This is a genomic window from Micromonospora sp. GCM10011541 (assembly GCF_042650725.1).
GTDB classification, from domain to species: Bacteria; Actinomycetota; Actinomycetes; order Mycobacteriales; family Micromonosporaceae; genus Micromonospora; species Micromonospora sicca.
Window position 1 is genome coordinate 220,142 of record NZ_JBHSBP010000009.1, and the last position, 18,123, is coordinate 238,264.

9 protein-coding genes and 1 pseudogene are annotated in these 18,123 nt (G+C 75.0%); 1 reads left to right on the top strand and 9 read right to left on the bottom strand.

From position 1 onward, the window contains the following. Positions 1-14: 14 nt before the first annotated feature. The 7 genes from ACFOYX_RS03880 to ACFOYX_RS03910 are packed head-to-tail and all read right to left on the bottom strand — an operon-like array spanning position 15 to position 14,909. Positions 15-3,566, bottom strand: coding sequence for an SDR family NAD(P)-dependent oxidoreductase (locus tag ACFOYX_RS03880; RefSeq protein ID WP_377533811.1), 3,552 nt, complete (start codon positions 3,564-3,566; stop codon positions 15-17). 10 nt (positions 3,567-3,576) lie between these two features. Continuing rightward, positions 3,577-4,866, bottom strand: coding sequence for an amino acid adenylation domain-containing protein (locus ACFOYX_RS03885; protein ID WP_377533812.1), 1,290 nt, complete (start codon positions 4,864-4,866; stop codon positions 3,577-3,579). Beyond that, on the bottom strand, positions 4,863-8,078 hold the full coding sequence (locus ACFOYX_RS03890) for a thioesterase domain-containing protein (RefSeq protein WP_322439528.1): 3,216 nt from the start codon (positions 8,076-8,078) through the stop codon (positions 4,863-4,865). Before ACFOYX_RS03890 ends, ACFOYX_RS03885 begins: the two co-directional genes overlap by 4 nt. Positions 8,079-8,116: 38 nt before the next feature. Then, positions 8,117-9,868, bottom strand: coding sequence for a type I polyketide synthase (locus ACFOYX_RS03895; RefSeq protein WP_322439529.1), 1,752 nt, complete (start codon positions 9,866-9,868; stop codon positions 8,117-8,119). A 58-nt stretch (positions 9,869-9,926) separates the two neighbouring features. Next, a complete protein-coding gene (locus ACFOYX_RS03900; protein ID WP_322439530.1) occupies positions 9,927-12,422 on the bottom strand; it encodes a non-ribosomal peptide synthetase in 2,496 nt (831 codons plus the stop codon). Next, positions 12,422-13,792, bottom strand: a complete 1,371-nt coding sequence (locus ACFOYX_RS03905; RefSeq protein WP_322439531.1) for a DUF6002 family protein — start codon at positions 13,790-13,792, stop codon at positions 12,422-12,424. The genes ACFOYX_RS03900 and ACFOYX_RS03905 overlap by 1 nt, the downstream gene beginning before the upstream one ends. Positions 13,793-13,805: 13 nt before the next feature. Next, positions 13,806-14,909, bottom strand: coding sequence for a potassium transporter TrkA (locus ACFOYX_RS03910; protein ID WP_322439532.1), 1,104 nt, complete (start codon positions 14,907-14,909; stop codon positions 13,806-13,808). Between the two features lie 322 nt (positions 14,910-15,231). Here ACFOYX_RS03910 and ACFOYX_RS03915 point away from each other — a divergent pair. Then, positions 15,232-15,489, top strand: a pseudogene (locus ACFOYX_RS03915) (aspartate 1-decarboxylase); the annotation flags it as partial. Positions 15,490-15,626: 137 nt separating this feature from the next. Here the strand turns inward: ACFOYX_RS03915 and ACFOYX_RS03920 are convergent. Beyond that, positions 15,627-16,850 carry a multidrug effflux MFS transporter gene (locus ACFOYX_RS03920; RefSeq protein WP_109801481.1) on the bottom strand — a complete coding sequence of 408 codons (1,224 nt, stop codon included), beginning with the start codon at positions 16,848-16,850 and terminating at the stop codon, positions 15,627-15,629. A gap of 321 nt (positions 16,851-17,171) precedes the next feature. Then, positions 17,172-17,966 (bottom strand): trypsin-like serine protease, encoded by a 795-nt coding sequence (locus ACFOYX_RS03925; protein WP_109801463.1) that lies wholly within the window; start codon positions 17,964-17,966, stop codon positions 17,172-17,174. Between the last annotated feature and the right edge of the window lie 157 nt (positions 17,967-18,123).

Sequence of the window (18,123 nt, forward strand, 5' to 3'; positions counted from 1 at the left end):
CTCCTTCTGTGCGCTCACCCGCGGGGCAGCCGTGGGATGGTCGTGGCCGCCGGGTCGGCGGCGGGGGTTTCCGCGGGCGCCTCGGCCCGAAGCTGTTCGATCAACGCGGCCAGTCCGGCGATGGTGGGCCGTTCGAACAGGCTGCGCATCGGCAGCCGCACCCCGACCGCCTTGCGCATCGAGGCGATGAGCTGGACCGCCACCAGCGAGTTGCCGCCGAGCTCGAAGAAGTCGTCGTCCACCCCGATGTCGTCCACGCCGAGGTTGTCCCGCCACACGGCGGTGATGGCCGCCGCCAGCCCGCCGGCAGGGCCGGCACCACCGGTGGCCGGCGCGGCGGGCCCGTCCGGCTCGTCCGGGTCGGTGTCGATGGCCCGCTGGCGGGTCCGGCGCAGGATGTCCTCCACCGGCCGGGTGGTGATCACCACCTGCGGTCCGAGACCCGCGCCGAGGCTCCGCCGGAAGGCCTCGGCCCCGTCCGCCGGCCTGATCTCTCCCGATGGGCCGGCCGGCGCCGGGTCCACCGGCCCGGCCGGCCGTCCGGCGACCGGGCCGGCCGCCGGTGCGACCAGGTCGCCGGTCACCGCCGCCTGGTCCACCCGGCGCAGGACGAACTCGCTGATCGCGACGAGTTCCCGGCCGGTGGAGTCGGCCAGCGACAGGTCGGCCACGACGACGTCGTCGGTGGTGGTGGCCCGGTGCCGCAGGTGACTGTAGAAGTTGCCCGGCAGGTCGCCGCGCACGACCACCCGGCCGTAGGACAGCGGCAGGTAGCTGCCCTCGCCCCGGCCGCGGCCGAACGCGGTGGCCACGTCCAGCATCGCCGGCTGGAGCCCCCAGGCCGCCAGGTCACCGGCGGACGCCGCGGGAGTCTCGATCCGGGCCAGTTCCTCGCCGTCGCCCACGTAGTGCTCGCGCAGCACGTCCCAGTGCGGCCCGAAGGTCACCATCCCGGTCCGCGGCCGGCGGTCGTCGATCCGCCGGCACCGGCCGAGCACCGCGGCGAGGTCCAGCACCGGGGCGTCGCCCGCCGCGGTCCAGCCAGCCGATCCGCGTACGTGGGTCCGCGTCCGGCCCGCGGCCAGGCTGCGGACCTGGAACGTACCGTCCTCGGTGGACAGCTCCACCCGGTACTGCGCCACCGATCCGTCCGGCACCGCGAACGGCTCCAGGAAGGCCACGTCGGTCAGCTCGACCACCTGCCCGGCGCCCGGCGCCGGAACACCGCTCGCGACGGCGGCGCGGGCGCACTCCAGGTGCCCGGTGCCCGGCACCACCGGTACGCCCCCGATCCGGTGCTCGTCCAGCACCCACTGGCTGGCGGCCGACACCACCCCGTGCACGACGATCTGATCCGGACCGCTGACCCGGGTGGTCAGCATCGGGTGGTCGACCGGCCCGGTGACCGTCTCTCGGCCCGCCGCGCGGAGGGTGGCCGAGGTGGTCTCGACGGCCATCCCGACCTCCGCCCAGCCGCCCCAGTTCTGCGCCACCACCGGGGCGCGCCAACCATGGCCGGCCCGGGCGTACGCGTCGAGGAAGGTGTTGGCCGCGCAGTAGTCCACCTGGCCGAGACCACCGGCCACCGAGGTGATCGACGAGCAGAGCGCGACGAAGTCCATCGGCAGGTCACCGAAGACCTGGGCCAGCGCGAGGGTGCCGGCGAGCTTCGGCGCCAGCACCCGCTCGGCCTCGGCCCGTTCCTTGACCTCGGCCAGCCCGCCGCCCGGCAGGCCGGCGGCGTGCACGATGCCGTCCAGCCCGCCGAACGCCGCCTCGACGTCGTCGCGTACCCGGCGCAGGTCGGCCGGATCGGTCACGTCGGCGGCCAGCACCAGCACCTCGGCCCCGCCGCTCTCCATCCGGCGGATCGCCGCGATGGCCCGACCCACCCGGTCGTCGCTGCCGTGCACCGCCAGGTAGCTGTCCCACTCCTCGCGGGCCGGCAACCCGGACCGGGCCAGCAGCACCAGCCGCGCCCGCCTCCGCGCGGCGAGATCCTCGGCCAGGGTGATGCCGATCCCGCCGAGGCCGCCGGTGATCAGATAACGGCCGCCCTCGCGCAGCACCCCGGGCTCCTCCGCACCCTCCAGGCTGACCTGCTCGAACCCGGTGACCCAGCGACGTGCCCCGCGCAACGCCACCTCGGCGGGCCCGCCGTCGGCCGGCCGGCACAGCTCGGCCACCAGCGCCGACGGGTCGGTGGTGGCCGGATCGGCGTCGATCAGCCGTACCCTCAGCCCCTGCTGTTCCATCGGCAGCACCCGGGCCAGCCCGGCCAGGGTGGCGTGCTCAGGGCGGACCAGGTCGCCGCCGGCGGGGTCGCCGACGCCCGCGGTGACCAGGTCCAGCCGGATCGGCTCGGCGGCCTCCTCGCCGGCGGTCAGCCCGGTCCCGGCGAGCGCCTGGACCAGCTGCAGCGCGCTGAAGAACCCGCGGTCCTGGCCGGCCCAGGCGGCGGCGATGTCGGTGCCGGCGGGCTCGCCGTCCAGCGCCCAGGCGTGCACGATACGCCCCGGCACCCCGGCCGCGGACAACGCGCCGACCAGGGCGTCGTGGTCCTCACGGACGCCCGGCCGGAGCCGGAAGCCGTGCGGCGCCGGAGCGAAGGCCGGTCCCGGCCGCACCTCGACCAGGTCGGCACCCGCGTCGCGCAACGCACCGGCCAACTCGTCGCCGCGTGGCCCGTCCACGAAGACCAGGCAACGGCCGATCGGCCCGGTACGCGGGTCGGGCGCGGCCTGGCGCCAGGTCGGCACCGCGAACCAGTCCGCGAGCGCGCGGGGCCCGCTGGGCGGGACGACCGGCACGACCGGCTGCTCCGGGTCCGGATCCACCCAGTAGCGCTTGCGCTCGAACGGGTGCACCGGCAGCGGCACGCGGAACAGCGCGGGCGGACCGTCCCCGGGGTGGCCGTCGTCCTCGCTGGGCAGCGGACGCACCGGCACGCCACGCACCCACAGGGCGCCCATCGAGCTGGACAGCGTGGTCAGATCGCCGGTCGATTCGCCCGGCCCCGGCAGGCTCGCCAGCGGGGTGAGCGCCCGCTGCGCCGGCGCGGTGGCCCGGGCCACCTGCATCCGCGCCAGGCCGGACAACTGCCGGCCGGGACCGCACTCGACCAGCGACCAGCGCCCCTCGGCCAGCAGAGTCCCTACGCAGGCGCCGAACCGGACCGGCTGGCGCAGGTGCGCCGCCCAGTAACCGGGGTCGGTCGCCTGTTCGTCGGTGATCCAGGTGCCGGTGACGTTGGACAGGAACCGGGTTCGCGGCGGGCCGAGCGGGACGGCGGCCACCACCTGGGTGAACTCGGCCAGGATCGGGTCCATCATCGGCGAGTGGAACGCGTGCGACGTCCGCAGCTTCTTGGTCCTGCCCGGCAAGCTGTCGGCGAACGCCGCGACCGCCGCGGTCTCGCCCGCCACCACGCAGGTGCCCGGCCCGTTCACCGTGGCGATCGTGACCCCGTCCGGCAGCAGAGCGGCCACCTCGGATTCGTCGGCGGCGAGGGCGAGCATCGAGCCGGCCGGCATCGACTGCATCAGCCGGCCCCGGGCGGCGACCACCCGCAGCGCGTCAGGCAGGGTGAAGACCCCGGCCAGGGTGGCCGCGACGCCAGACGGCGCGGTCGCCGGTGCGGTACAACCGCGCGCCCGGCTCGCCGGAGAACGGGTCGGGAACGAACTGCTCGGCGGTCAGGGCCGGCCGACCGAGATAGCCGCGGGCCAGGCCGACACCGCCGATCAGCACCTCGCCGGGAGTACCAGGTGGCACCGGTTCGCCATCGTCGTCGACCAGGTGGATCCGGTGGTTGGCCAACGGCCGGCCCATCGGTACCGGCCCATCCCAGGGCCCGCTCGCCAGATAGCCGGTGACGCAGACCGTGGCCTCGGTGGGGCCGTAGCCGTTGGAGAACCAGCGGGTCGGGCGATCCGCCGACCCGGTCCAGCGCTCGACCTGTTCGGGGGCGGGCGCCTCGATCCCGGTGAAGACCGTACGCCAGTGCGGCAGCCGGTCGGGATCCAGCAGCGGCAGCAGCGCGGCCGGTAGGCACCCCCAGGTCACCCGGTGCGCCTCGGCGAACCGCTGCAGCCGGACCGGGTCGACCCGGTCCGCGTCCGGCACCAGGGCGATCTCGCCGCCGGCGACCAGCGGGATGAACAGGTCCTGCACCGACGCGTCGAAGCCGAGCGGGGCGAAGCCCAAGGCCCGGCAGCTCTCGTCCGCGCCGCTGTACGCCCCGAACGCCGTCACGTGCGCGACGACGCTGCGGTGGCTGACCACGACACCCTTCGGCCGACCGGTCGACCCGGAGGTGTAGAGCACGTACGCGGCGTTGTCCGGCCGGGCCGGGCAGGCCACGGCGGCCGGCCGCGTACCGGCCGGCTCGGCGGGGATGTCCACCAGCCGCAGGTCCAGGTCCGCCAGCGCCTCGCGGCCGGCCTTGTCGACCACCGCGGCCGACAGCCCCGCGTCCCGGGCGATCTCCCGGATCCGCCGTCGCGGGTGGGTGCGGTCCAGCGGCACGTAGCACCCGCCGGCCAGCAGCACGCCGAGCACCGCGACGAGCAGCTCCGGCCGCCGCCCGGCGCAGATGCCGACCCGGGTCTCCGGGCCGACGCCGTGACCGCGCAGGGTGGCCGCCAAGGCCGCGGCCCGGTCGACCAGCTCGGTGTAGCTGAGCACCTCGTGCCACTGCCGTACGGCGACCGCCGGGCCGCGGCGGGCGGCGGCGGCGAGGATGAGGTCGGCCAGGGTGGCCTCCGGGTACTCCAGGTCCGGCCCCACGGCGTACGGCGCCGCGCCGTCCCGACCGCCCGCGTCCGGCCCGCCGCGGGTGCCGGTGAGCGCCTCGGGCCCGGTCATCGGGTTACCTCCATCGTCGCGGGCAGCGCCGGATCGACCACCTGGATGCGCAGTTCCGACTGGTACCGGCGGCCCTGACCGTCGGGGACCCAGGCCTGCTCCGGGCCGGGCAGCGCCTCGCTGACCAAGATGGCCGCCGCACCGCCGGCCTGCTGCCGCGCCGCCCGGACCATCGCGCAGAGGGACGACGCGAACATCGGGCTGGACAGGTCGACGTAGCACGGCTTCGTCTCGGTGGAGAGCTTCACGTAGACCCGTTCCGGCAGTCCCAACGACCGACGCCAGCGCCGTACGGCGAGGTACCGACCGAGGCTTCCGGTGGCGCCGGCCAAGCCGGACTCGTCGATGTTCGTCCGCCAGGTCTCGCGGACGGCGACCAGCCGGTCGATCACGATCCGGGGGGTGTGCGGCCGGGCGGTGACGAGCTTGAAGCCGTCGGCCGCGTGCATCGACAGCAGCTCGCTGAACACCTCCAGCAGCGGCCACGGCCCGTGCCCGGCCCCGTCGACCACCAGCTCCCCGCCGCTCGCGCGCACCCGCAGGGCGGTGATCGGCACGCACCGCGGATCGGCGCCGGGTGCCGGCACGAAGGCGAGCTGGACGTCCGTCCGGTGCTGCAGGGCGAAGGTCACCCGGGCGGTGTGCCGGGGCATCGACGGCGGGAAGAGCAGCCGTACCCGGCCGGGGCCGAGGTCCGTGGCGAGCCAGTCCGCCAGCCGTTCGGGCGCGTCGTGACCGGAGGCGAACACGGAGTTGTCCAGGGTGGCCCACGCGGTGTGCAGCTCGCCGAGCACGACGGTCGCCGCACCCCGGTCGATCTCCTCGACGTCGGCGGCGCAGATCTGCAGGTCCGGGCTGTGGATCCGGCCCGCCGACCAGCCGGGACGGTCGGCCGGGAAGAGGTCGTCGACCCGGGCGGCCAGGTCGGCGGCGGACAGTTGCATCAGCCGGCTGTCCCCGGCCGGGTCGTCGTCCAGCCCGGTCAACCGGGCGAACCGCGTCGCGAGCTCGGCCGAGACCGCGTCGATCGGCCGCTCCCCGGTGCCGAAGAGCGGCCCCTGGGCCAGGTACCAGAAGTCGGCGAAGTTCACCTCGCGGTCGCCCGCCTCGGCGGCCAATTCCTCGTAGAGTCCCCGGAACGCCACTCCGTACGCCTCGGCGATCGCCACGGTCAACCAGCGGGCCGCCCGCAGCAGCACGTCGAGCGGCGCGGCCACCGTGTCCAGCACCGCCGCCCCCAGTGTCACGTCGAGGTCCCGGACGGTGTCCTCGTAGCAGACGGCCCGGCCGGCGTACGTCTCCCCCGGCCGGTGCGTGGCGGACTGGCCGGTCAGCTCGGTGAAGTCGGCGTGCAGGGCCCGCAGCGCCGGGTGCAGCCGGTCCGGGTCGCCGGCCGCCGCCGCGACCTCGTCCCGCGCCGCGCACAGCCGGGCGAAGTCCGCCTCGACCGCCCGTCGCAGGTCCGCCTCCCCGACCCCCGCGATCACCTCGCGAAGTCGGCCCTCCGCCGCGCCGCTCATCGGCAGGGAGACGCCCCACCAGACCAGACCGCGCTCGACCAGCCGGTCCAGCAACAGGTAGACGTTGTCCACGTTGCGCAGTCCGCGTCGCGCGGTCGGCTCCTCCGCCACCAGGTGCCGAGCGATCTCGACCACCGGCGTCCGGCCGTCCAACCGGGCGACCACCGCCGCCTCCGCGGGGCTGAGCACGACCGGCGGCGCCGCGGGGCGCGACACCCGCCGCTCGTCGGCGAGCCGGAACGGCGCGTGCAGCCCGGCCGGCAGCCAGCGGCGGACGGCCGGGTCGGCGGCGATCCGGTCGCCGAACGCCGCCAACGCCCGCCACTCGAAGGCGACCATCCGGCGCCGGACCAGCGCCGGGCCGGCGGTCATGGTGGTCGTCGGGGTCCGCCGGGTGAGCGCCGCCCAGCAGATCGGCCCGAAGAAGCCGATGGTGTCGTTCTTCGCCGTGTACCGCTGCCAGTACCGGCCGATCGCCTGCTCGCGGGCCCGCCGCTTGTCGTGGCTCCGCTCGTCCGGGCCGCCCCGGCGCACCGAGTCCAGGGCGGTGAGCGCGTTCAGGTTCTGCCAGGTCACCGCCTCGCGGAACAGCGGATCGCCGGCCAGGTCGTAGATCGTCTTGCTGGTCTGGGCCACCGCGGCTCCCAGCACCGGTAGCAGCTCGGCCGCGGTCACGGTGCCGTCCAGGTGGGCGTCCGCCACCGCGGCCAACTCCGGCGCGGTCAGCCGCAGCACCCCGTCGGCCGGGAAGCCGGCGGCCCGCAGCACGCCCTCGCGCCACACCCGCCAACCACCGCTGCCGAGCGGGATCAGGTGCTCGGCCGCCGGGTCCGGCCGCAGTGGCCGTTCCTCCACCGGCGTCCGTCGGCCGGTCGGAACCCTGGCCGGGGCCACGGCGGTGGCGGTGCCGGCCCGGGCCGTCGGCGCGGTGCCGGCCCGGGCCGTCGGCGCGGTGCCGGTCGCCGCGAGCAGGTCGGTGCCGACCAGTGCGGCCACCTCGGCGGCCCGCTCGGCGAAGAAGAGGTGTCCACCCTGGATCGTTCGCACGGTGCAGCCGGTCGCGGTGTGACCGGCCCAGTCGGCCATCGTCGCCGGGTCGGCGTCCCGGTCGTCGGTGCCGGCCAGGCAGACCAGCGGCACCGGCACCGGCGCCTCCGGTCGGTACGTGTACCGGTTGAGCCAGTCGAAGTCGGACCGCAGCGCCGGAAGGATCAGATCCAGCAGCTCCGGCAGGTCCCGCACCCCCTGCGGCAGGCCACCCAGCTCGGCGATCCGGGCCAGGAACTCGTCGTCCGGCAGGTCGGCGAACCGGGCCAGCGTCTTCGGCAGGTGCGGGGGCCGGCTCCCACCCAGGTAGAGCCGGCTCGGCAGCGGGGCGCCCCGGCGGCGCAGCTCGCGGACCACCTCGAAGGCGAGCAGGCCGCCCATGCTGTGCCCGTACATCGCGTAGGGCCGGTCGGCCCGTTGCCGGACCGCCTCGACCACCTGGTCCAGGTCGAAGGCCGGCGGTTCGGTGATCCGCGCCTCCCGCCCGGGCAGGGCCAGCACGGCGAGTCCCACGCCGGCGGGCAGGGCCGCCGGCCAGTCGCGGAAGCTGCTCGGGCCGGCCCCGGCGGGCGGCAGGCAGAGCAGCAGCGGGCCGGCGTCGGCTGGGCGGCCCAGGCTGACGAACCACTGTGCTGCCCCGGTCATGGGGCCGCCTGCCGGGTCGGTCCGGGCGTCGGCGCGGCTCATGGCCGGGCCCCGGTCAGCCGCGTGGCCTCGAGTGGCTCGATCCAGTGCCGGTCGCGCTGGAACGGGTAGCCGGGCAGCGGCACCCGCCGCCCGGCGGCCGCGGGCACCCCACCGCCGCGCAGCCACTCGCCGGCCCGGTCGCCCAGTTCGGCCGGGGCGTCGGCGGGCACCGACGCGACCACCCGGCCCTCCGCGGGCTCGGGGCCGGTGGCCAGCGACCGCAGCGCCGCCACCGCCCCGGACAGGTCCCGGGCCACGACGGCGGCCCGGTGCGGCAGCCGCCGCCGGCCGGTTGCCAGGGTGTACGCCGCGTCGGTCAGCGACGCACCGGACCGGGTGTCGAGGTGGTCCGCGAGCCGCCCGGCGAGCCGGCGCAGCGCCCGCGGGCCGGCCGCGCTCAGCGGCAGCAGTGCCCAGGGTGGCGCCGCGTCCGCCGCCGGGCGGACCGGCGGTTCCTCGACCAGCACGTGTGCGTTGGTGCCGCCCAATCCGAAGGAGCTGACCCCGGCCCGCCGAGGACCCGCCCACTTCTGCTCGGTGGCGGTGACCACGAAGGGGGTGGCCGCCAGGTCGACATCCCGGTGGGGCCGCCTGAAGTGCAGCGTGCCGGGGATGACCCCGTGCCCTACGGCGAGCACCGCCTTGATCAGGCCGACCACCCCGGCGGCGGCGTCCAGGTTGCCGATGCCGGACTTCACCGAGCCCAGGACGCAGTACCCGGACCGGTCGGTGTGCATCCGGAAGGCCCGGGTCAGGGCCTCGATCTCCAGCGCGTCGCCGATCGCGGTGCCGCTGCCGTGCCCTTCGACGAAGCCGACGTCGGTCGGTTGCCAACCGGCTGCGGCGAGCGCCTCCGCCACCACCGCGGCCTGCCCGGTGACGCCCGGGGCGGTGAAACCGGCCCGGGCCGCGCCGTCGTTGTTCACCGCCCAGCCGGCCAGCACCCCGTAGATGTGGTCGTCGTCCTCGACCGCGTCGGCAAGCCGCTTGAGCAGTACCGCCCCGGCGCCGTTGCCGAACACCTGACCGGAGGCGTCCGCGTCGTACGGGCGGCAGACGCCGTCGGCGGCGAGCGTGCCACCGGGACGGTGCCGGTAGCCGACCTGCCGGGTGGACACCACCGCGGCGCCCCCGGCGATCGCCAGGTCGCACCGGTAGTCGAGCAGGCTCTGTGCCGCCTGGCAGACCGATACCAGCGACGACGAGCAGGAGGTCTGCACGGCGACCGCCGGACCGGTGAGGCCCAACGCGTACGCCACCCGGCTCGGCAGGTAGTCGCAGGTGCCGCCGGCCAGCAGCTCGTCCCAGTCCTCCAGCAGGCTGCCGGCCGGGTGCACGGCCGGGTTTCCGAGCAGATGATGACGCAGGTAGCGGTTGGCGGCGCAGCCGGCGAACACGCCGACCTGGGTCTCCGGGTCCGGCCGGCCGTGACCGCCGTCCTCGAGCGCCCACCAGGCCACCTCGAGGAAGAGCCGGTGCTGCGGATCCAGCAGGGCGGCGTCGGCCGCGGAGTAGCCGAACAGAGCGGCGTCGAAGTCGGTGAGCCCGGCCAGCCGACCGAAGGCGGGCACGAAGCTGGCGTCCTCGGCCGTCTCGGCGGGCAGCCCGGCCGCGATCAATTCAATGGCGGAGAACCGCCGTACGGCCTCGATCCCACCGGTGAGATTCGCCCAGAACTCGGCCGGCCCCTCGGCGCCGGGCACCCGGCAGGCCAGCCCGACGATCGCGATCCGGTCGTCGTCCATCATGCCGCCCTGCCGTTCGTTCGCGGCTGCGGGGCTCGCAAACCCGGCTCACTCCTCGCGCTCACACTGTCTCCCCTGACCGCGCCCGGCGGCGTCGGCGCATCCGACCGGCGGCGCGCAGCAGCGCGTCGTCCTCCGCTCCCGGCCCGTCGACCGGTTCACCGGCGCGCAGATGAGCGGCCAGCCCGGCGACGGTGGGAAACTCGAACAGCCGCACCAGCGGGACCCGCCGGTTCAACGTCGCCTCCAGGCGCTGCTGCACCAGCGCCATCAGCAGCGAGTGGCCACCCAGGTCGACGAAGGCCGTCTCCCGGCCGACCCGGTCGAGGCCGAGTACCTCGCACCAACTCGCGGCGATGATCGTCTCCAGCGGGTCCTGGCCGGCCGCGTCGGCGAACCGCCCCGGTGGCGGCGGCGGAAGGGCGGCGACGTCCAGCTTGCCGGTCACGCCCATCGGCAGGGCGTCCACCGCCACCACGGTGCGCGGCAGCATGAAGTCCGGCAGCCGGATCGCCAGGCCGGCCCGCAGCGCGGTCGGGTCGACCGACGCGTCGGGCGACGGCACGACGTACCCGATGATCTCCTTGTCGCCCGCGCCGGCCCCGCCGGTCCGGGGCCGGGCCACCACGGCGGCGTGCCCGACGCCGGGCAGGGCGGCCAGGGCGGCCTCGACCTCGCCCAGCTCGACCCGGTGCCCGCGGATCTTCACCAGCCGGTCCGCCCGGCCGAGGAAGACCAGCCGTCCGTCCGGCAGCCGCCGGGCCAGGTCCCCCGTCCGGTACGTCCGCACCCCGTCGTGCTCGCCGAACCGGCCGGCGGTCAGCTCGGGCAACCGCCAGTAGCCCAGCGCCACGTGCGCCGAGCGGACGACCACCTCACCGGTCAGGCAGGTGGGCCGGCCCGCCGGGTCGAGCAGCAGGACGTCGATGCCGTCCAGCGGATGCCCGATCGGCACGACCGCGTGCGCCAGCGGCGCGTCGGCCGGCAGGTGGTCCTGCGCGGCGAAGCTGATCTCGGTGGTGCCGTAACCGTTCACGAACACGGCGTCCGGGGCGAAGTGGCGACGGGCCAGCTCGACGTCGTGCCGGGTCACCTCCTCGCCGCCGAGCAGCACGGCGCGGATGGCCGGCAGGGTGGCGTCCGGGCCGAGGCTGGCGCACAGGTAGCGGTAGACGGTCGGCGTCGAGTGGTAGACGGTCACGCCCCGCATGGCCAGGGTGCGGGCGAGGTGACCGAGGCCCTCGCTGCGGATGTCCACCGGCACGGCGGCGGCGCCGGACAGCAACGCGCTGAACGTGTCGGTGACCGCCATGTCGTAGCCGAACGAGGTGAGCACGCTGGTCCGGTCGGCGGGGGTCAGGGCGAAGTTGCGGATGTGGTTGCCGACGCCGAACAGCACGTTGCGGTGGCTCTGCACGACCCCCTTCGGGGCGCCGGTCGACCCGGACGTGTAGAGCAGGTACGCCGGGTCGTCCGGACCGGCCGGGGTGGCCAGCCCGGCGGCCAGGTCGGCCAGGTCGGCCGGTCCGACCGCCGGCGCCACCGGCACGATGCGCAGCCCGGGCCGGCCGGCCAGCTCCCGCAACCGGTCCGCCTGACCGGCGTGTCCGGCGTCGGTGAGCAGCACGTCCGCATCGCTGTCGGCGAGGATGCGAGCCAGCCGGTGGGCCGGGAAGGCCGGGTCGAGCGGGACGTACGCCCGGCCGGCCGCGAGCGCCGCGAGCAGCGCGACCACCGTACCGGCGCCGTGCCGGCAGAGCAGCGCGACCTGGCCCCCCGGTCGCGTCCCGGCCGTGGACCGGATGACCGTGGCGGTGGCCACCACCGCGGACGCCAACTCCCGGTAGGTCAGGCACCCGTCGTCGGCGAGCACCGCCGGGTGGTCCGGCGTCCGACGCAGCTGCGCGGCGAACGCGGCCGGAATGGTGTCCCCGGGCGCCCGTTCAGGTCGGGCGCCGGCGGCCCCGCCGTGCAGTTCGGCCCACCGGGACGCCCGGCGCCGCTCGTACGCCGAGACCGGCAGCAGGTGTCCGGTGGAGACACCGTCGTCGCCGGCGAGCGCGGCGAGCAGGGTGACCAGGTCGGCCAGCAGCGGCTCGACCAGCTCGGCCGGGCAGTCGCCGAGCCGGATCTCCCACCGCGACACGTCGGTCCGGGTCGCCAGCTCGATCCCGTCGGCGAACGGCTCGACCGGAGCCGACGACGGCTCCGCCGGTCCGGCCGACGGCGCGGCGCAATCTTCGGTCCGGCTCGTCCGCCGGATCGACACGGCCGCGCCGGCCAGCACCTCCCGGACCGGCCGGTCGCCGGTGAGGTCCAGCAGGTACCCGGTGTCCGGGCAGCGGACCGGGACCATGACCCGGCCGGTCCAGCGCCGCACCAGCAGGGCCGCCGCGACCACCGCCGCGACCTCCCGCGGTACGCCGTGGCGGGCGGCCAGGTCGGTCAGCCGCGCGCTCAGCCCGGCGTCGAGCACGACCGACGAAGGGTGCTCAGTCGGCGCCGGCTCGGCGGTCGTGACCGGGCCTGACACCAGCGGGGTGGTGGTGGGCCCCATCAGCGGCCACCGAGGACTGCCGCGGCGACCTCGTCTACGGTGGACACCTCCGCGTCCGGCTCGGCCGTGACGTAGTCGGCGCTGGTGTAGCAGCCGGAGCCGTGCAGCACGATCTCGTGACCGGCCGGTACGATCCCCCGGTCGATCGCGCCGAGCACGCCGGTCAGCGCCATCACGATCGACCACTCGCGCAGTTGCGCGGGGTCCTCGGGGAGCGGGCGGCTGCCGGCGGCGAACCAGTCCCGCAGCATCGGGTAGCGCCGCACGCATTCGCGGCGGGACACCACGATGCCGTCGCCACCGAACCGTCGGATCAGGTCGTTCATGGCCGGCGACGTGACCGGCTCGTGGGTGTAGAAGGTCGGGTCGAGGATCTCGTCCGGGTCGTCGGTGACCTCGGGGAAGTGCGGATCCTCCCGCTGGGTCCACCCGCCGCCCGCCTGGTCCCGTTGGTAGCGGGGCAGGTGCGACCGGGAGAAGCTGCCGTGCCGCAGGTTGAGCACCATGTCCGGGGTGCCGAGATGCTGCACGAGCAGGAAGCCGGGGCGGTCCGCCGGCTCGGCCCGACCGGTCGCCTCGAGCACGTCCCGGCCGAGGTTGTAGCCGAGCAGCCCGTAGGCGCTGGAGACGGCATGCGCGTGCCAGCGCGGTCCGGCCGACGAGGTCGGCGACGCGTCGGCCTCGAACGCCGCGCGGGCGGCGTCGGCCACCAGGTAGTTGCGCAGGTCGAGGGAGTACCAGAGGTTCAGGCCATGCTTGTCGTATGCCTCGGCGGCGTACCCGTCGACGAACGCCCGGCCGAGCGCCTTGACGCCTTCGGCGGCGCCGCCGGTGAACCGCAGCAGCGGGCTCAGCCGGCGCAGGGCGGGATCGCCGGCCAACCGGTCGGACCGGAACTTGTGCCGGGTGGACGCCGGAGCGAGGACGACCACCGACAGATGGTCGGGTTTGACCAGACCGGCCGCCAACGCCCGCCCCACCGCGTCCCGCAGGGCGATCCCCTTGTTCGCGGAGGTGGGGGTGAAGATGCAGATCGACTCCCCGGTCCGCCGGATGTGCTCGACCGCCCGCGCCACGATCAGCATCGAGGCGAACGTCTTCGTGGTGTGCGTGCCGGGGTTGCCGGTGAGGTCCATGAGCTGGATCGGGTGGCCTTGGTACTCCCCCAACGGACGCCAGGTCGCCGTGGCCGCGGCGAAGAACTCCCGGATGTCGTCGGTCAGTGCCGGCAGGTCGAAGCCGGGCGCGAAGCCGGGCGTTCCGGCCCCACCTCCCGGGGCGGCGCCGCAGCGGGCGGCGGCGGCCGGAATCAAGTCGTAGTAGTCGACGATCAGGTTGCGGGCGTTGACGACGGGCGGCGTGGACAGCATCTGGTCTCCTTGGTCAGGCCAGCCGGGCGGGGGCGGGCGCGGGTGGCGCCAGCCTGAGCCGTCCTCGTAGCGCGGTGAGTTCTTCGGTGACCTGGTCGAGGGCCGAAGGCGTCCACCCGTCCGCGATGTGGGGCAGGTGGTCGGCGATCGCTGCGGCGGCGGCCGGCGGATACTCGATCCGCCCGTCGACCACCTGCACACCGTCGCGTCGCCCGACCCGGAGGTTCCAGTCGACGGCGGCGATGCGGGTGATGCCCGCGGGAAGGTCCAGGGCGATCGTCCCGGCGGAGATCCGGACCGGATACCCACCGGGCAACCCCATCGGCCCGGGCAGGTTGGTGTGGATCTCGGTGCCGCTGACGAGATCGAGCAGCAACCGGGCCGCGGCGTGCCCGGCGACGGCGTTGAGTTCCCGGCGAGGCAGCGCCCGATCGGCGGCCAGCAGCGCGGTCACGCCGGTCACCGGGCTGCCGTTGGACCAGGCCATCACCTCGTCGGCCGGATCCGTCGGGGCGGCGAGGTGCACATGGTGGCCGAGCATCGCGAGCCGGTCGGCGGCCGCCAGGTTCAAACCGGCCCGCAGGCAGGCCGCGAGGGTGGACACGTTGCCGATCCCGCACAGCACCGGCAGGTCCAGGGCGGCCAGCAGCGGGTTCACCACGTCCGGGAAGGCGCCGTTGACGAATCGGGTTCCGGGGCTCACCCGGGCCACCGCCCGGGCCAGCCGCACGGCGAGCGTGGCCTGCAGCGGAAGGGTGACCCCGAACCCGGCCTCCGCGATGAGGCGGGTCCAGGCCGAGGGCGCGGTCACGCGCTCGTACGGGGACTGCGCGGAGGCGCAGCAGACCAGCACGTCGGGCCGGAGCCGGCGCAGCGTCTCGACCTCGTCGGCCAGCGGCTCGGCGGTGAACGAGACCCGGTTGCCGCTGACCGCGGCCCGGGCCCGGCAGATGCGGGCGAGCCCGGCGACCGCCCCACCGTCGCGGGCAAGCAGGGTGATCGTGACCGGTACGTCGGACCGGGCGGCAGGACCGGACGGCGCGAGCGCGGCCAGCGAATGGGCGAGGGCGCGGGCGAGGGCTCCACTGCCGACCACCGCGATGTGCCGAGGGGTCATCGAAGCTCGGACGGCCCGGCCGATGTGCGCAGCCGCACCTCAAACTGGATCATGGCATGGAGCATGACCAGCACGCCTCCCCCCAGACAGGCACGCGCCCGCGGCATTGCGAGGAAAATCGACGCAGCCGCATAGATCGAATCGATGCGACTGCATCCCTGCGACGGATACTGCCACGGAATCCCGCGAGTGGATAGACCGTGTCTGATACCACCCAGAACAGGAAGTTCGACCTGCTCAGCCGCCTCGTCCCGGAATCGGTTGCGTCGGAAACCACTCGCGTCGCACGAAATTCGCGGTGCTGAGCTACGCTGCTGCCCGCATTTCGCAGCGGGCCGAGCGACGGACGAGAGCATGCTCGCCGGGCCCTTCCGGTACACATCGGACAGTGGTGTCGGCGGCGTGGACGAGCATCGCAGTCACCGTCAGCGCGGACCTCATGGAGGCGGCCGGTCTGCTGCCCGGCGCGAAGGTCGACATCGTCGACATCGACAACGGTGCTCGGCTGTCCACCTACGTCATCGAAGGTCCCCGGCACTCCGGGGTCATCGGCATCAACGGGGCCGCGGCTCGGCTGATCAGCAGGACGCGGCGGAGGTGCCGGACGGGCACGGCCTGGTCTCCGGCGCGGTGCTGCGGGGCGCCGGATCGCTCGGGTGACCGGGCGTTCCGGCCCATCTCGTACCGGTCGGCACCCTGTCGGCGCGGGTCCGCCCGTCAGTGCGCTGCCACGACCACCGCGTCCGGCTCGAGGTCGGCGAGCCGGGCCGGCCGCACGACCACGAGCAGGACCGCCATCGCCGCCACCATGCCACCCGCGACGACGAGGGCCATCGCCACCGCGCCGGTGCCCAGCACGCCCACCAGGGGCGCGGCCAGCGCGCCGACCCCGAACTGCACGGCGCCGAGCAGAGCGGAGGCCGTACCGGCCGCCTCCCCGTGCCGGGACAGGGCCAGGGCCGGCGCGTTCGGCATCGCGAGACCGGCCGCCGCGAGCACCACCCACAACGACACCAGCAGGCTCGGCAGCCCGCCGAGCCCGGTCGCGGCGAAGGCGAGCAGCGCCAGACCGGCCCCGGTCCCCACGCCCAGGGCGGCGACGAGGATCCGCTGGGGCGAGTGGCGGCGCAGCAGCCGTACGTTGAACTGGGTCGCCGCGATCAGCCCGACCGCGCCCACCCCGAAGGCCAGCCCGAACTGCTGCTCGTCCAGCCCGTACTGCTGCTGCAGGACGAACGACGACCCGGCGACGTAGGCGAACAACGCCGCCATGGCCAGCCCGGCGACCAGAACCAGGCCCACGAACGTACGGTCGCGCAGCAGCGAGCCGTACACGATCACCGTCGCGACCACCCCGCCGCGCTGGCGCCGGTCGGCCGGCAGGGTCTCGGGCAGGCCGAGCGCGGCGACCGCGACGAGCAGCACACCGAAGGCGGCCAGGGCGACGAACACGCCGCGCCAGTCCGTCCAGCGCAGCAGCCCGCCACCGAGGGTCGGAGCGAGGATCGGCGCCGCCCCCATGACCAGCAGCAGCCGGGACAGCAGCTTGGCGAAGGCCGCGCCGCTGAACAGGTCGCGGATCACGGCCATCGCGACCACCGAGGCCGCCGCGACACCGAGGCCCTGCACCACCCGCAGTCCACCGAGCACCCCGATGTTGGGTGCGACGACGCAGAGCGCCGACGCCACGACGTGCAGCGCGATGCCGGCGATCAGCGGCGCGCGCCGGCCGACGGCGTCCGACAGCGGGCCGATCAGCAACTGGCCGAGGGCGAGGCCCGCCAGCGTGCCGGTGAGGGTCAGTTGGACCGCCGCCGACGTGGTCTGGAAGTCGGCGACGATCGCGGGAAGCGCGGGCAGGTACATGTCGATGGTCAGCGGACCCACCGCGATCAGCGACCCGAGCACGAGGACGAGCCGCAGGCGTTGCCGGGGGCTCATCAGGTCACCCGGCGTCAGCGGGACCGCCGGACTCTCGGGGGCGTCGACGGTGGCGGTCATCGGGTCGTCTCCGACCGGTCGTCGCGCGGCCGGGCCGGGAATTGGGCAGGAGTCACATCTGGGTCCAAATCCAGATCCGGTGATCTGATTCCCGGTTGGCCAGGAGGTAACGGAGGTCACAGCGGTCCGTGCGCCACCACGGTATCCCCGACGTCGCGCGCCGGGAGTCGGATGGCGGTGGCGCGAGGGGCGCGTCGTCGGTGCCGGCACGCGAAGGCGGCCCGGCTGGTCGCCGGCCGGGCCGCCCGATCGGTCGTACGGTCAGCCGCCGAGGCTCGCGGCGGCCGAGGCGATCGCCGAGGCGAAGTAGCTCACCTGGGTGTAGACACCCGGGTAGTTGGGCCGGGCGCAGCCGTTGCCCCAGCTGACGATGCCGACCTGGATCCAGGCGTTGCCGGCGTCGCGGCGGAACATCGGCCCGCCCGAGTCACCCTGGCAGGTGTCCACGCCGCCGCTGGCGTAGCCGGCGCAGATCTCCTCGGCGGGGATGATCTCGCCACCGTAGTTGGCGTTGCAGGTGGAGTCGCTGACGAACGGGACGGTCGCCTTGAGCAGGTACCGCTGCTGCCCGCCGCCCTCGCGTGCGGCGCCCCAGCCCGCGATGGTGAAGGTGCCGTTGTCATAGGCGGTCGTGTTGGCGATCTTCAGCGTGCTCAGCCCGGTGACCGGGGTGGCCAACCGGATCAGCGCCCAGTCCTTGCCGTTGCCGTTGTAGCCGGGGGCCCGGTAGACGTAGTTCGACCGGACGGTGATCCGGCTCGGCGACTGGAGGTCGACCACGCCGAGCGTCGCGGTGATGCTGGTGTTGGTGCCGGTGGCGCCCACGCAGTGCGCCGCGGTGAGCACCAGCCGGGAGCTGTACAGGGCCCCGCCGCAGCCCATCGAGAGCCGCACCATGAAGGGGAACTCGCCCTGGGCGGCGCGGGTGCCGCCGACGACGTACGGCGTCGCCGTACCGCCGCCCGCGGCGGCGGGCGCGGCGAGGGTGAGGCTGCCCGCGGTCACCGCGGCCAGCGCGGCGGCCAACAGGCCGGTGAGGGTACGCCAGCGAACCATGTGTTCCTCCGCATCAGGACCGGTACGCCTGATGCGCACCTGATTCACGATGCGGACATCATATTGAGGTCTGTCGATTGAATAGGTCATACCCTCTGGGTCGTATTGCCGCACTATGGACGCCACGACGCCCGGCGGGACGGTGGCCCGCCCCCGC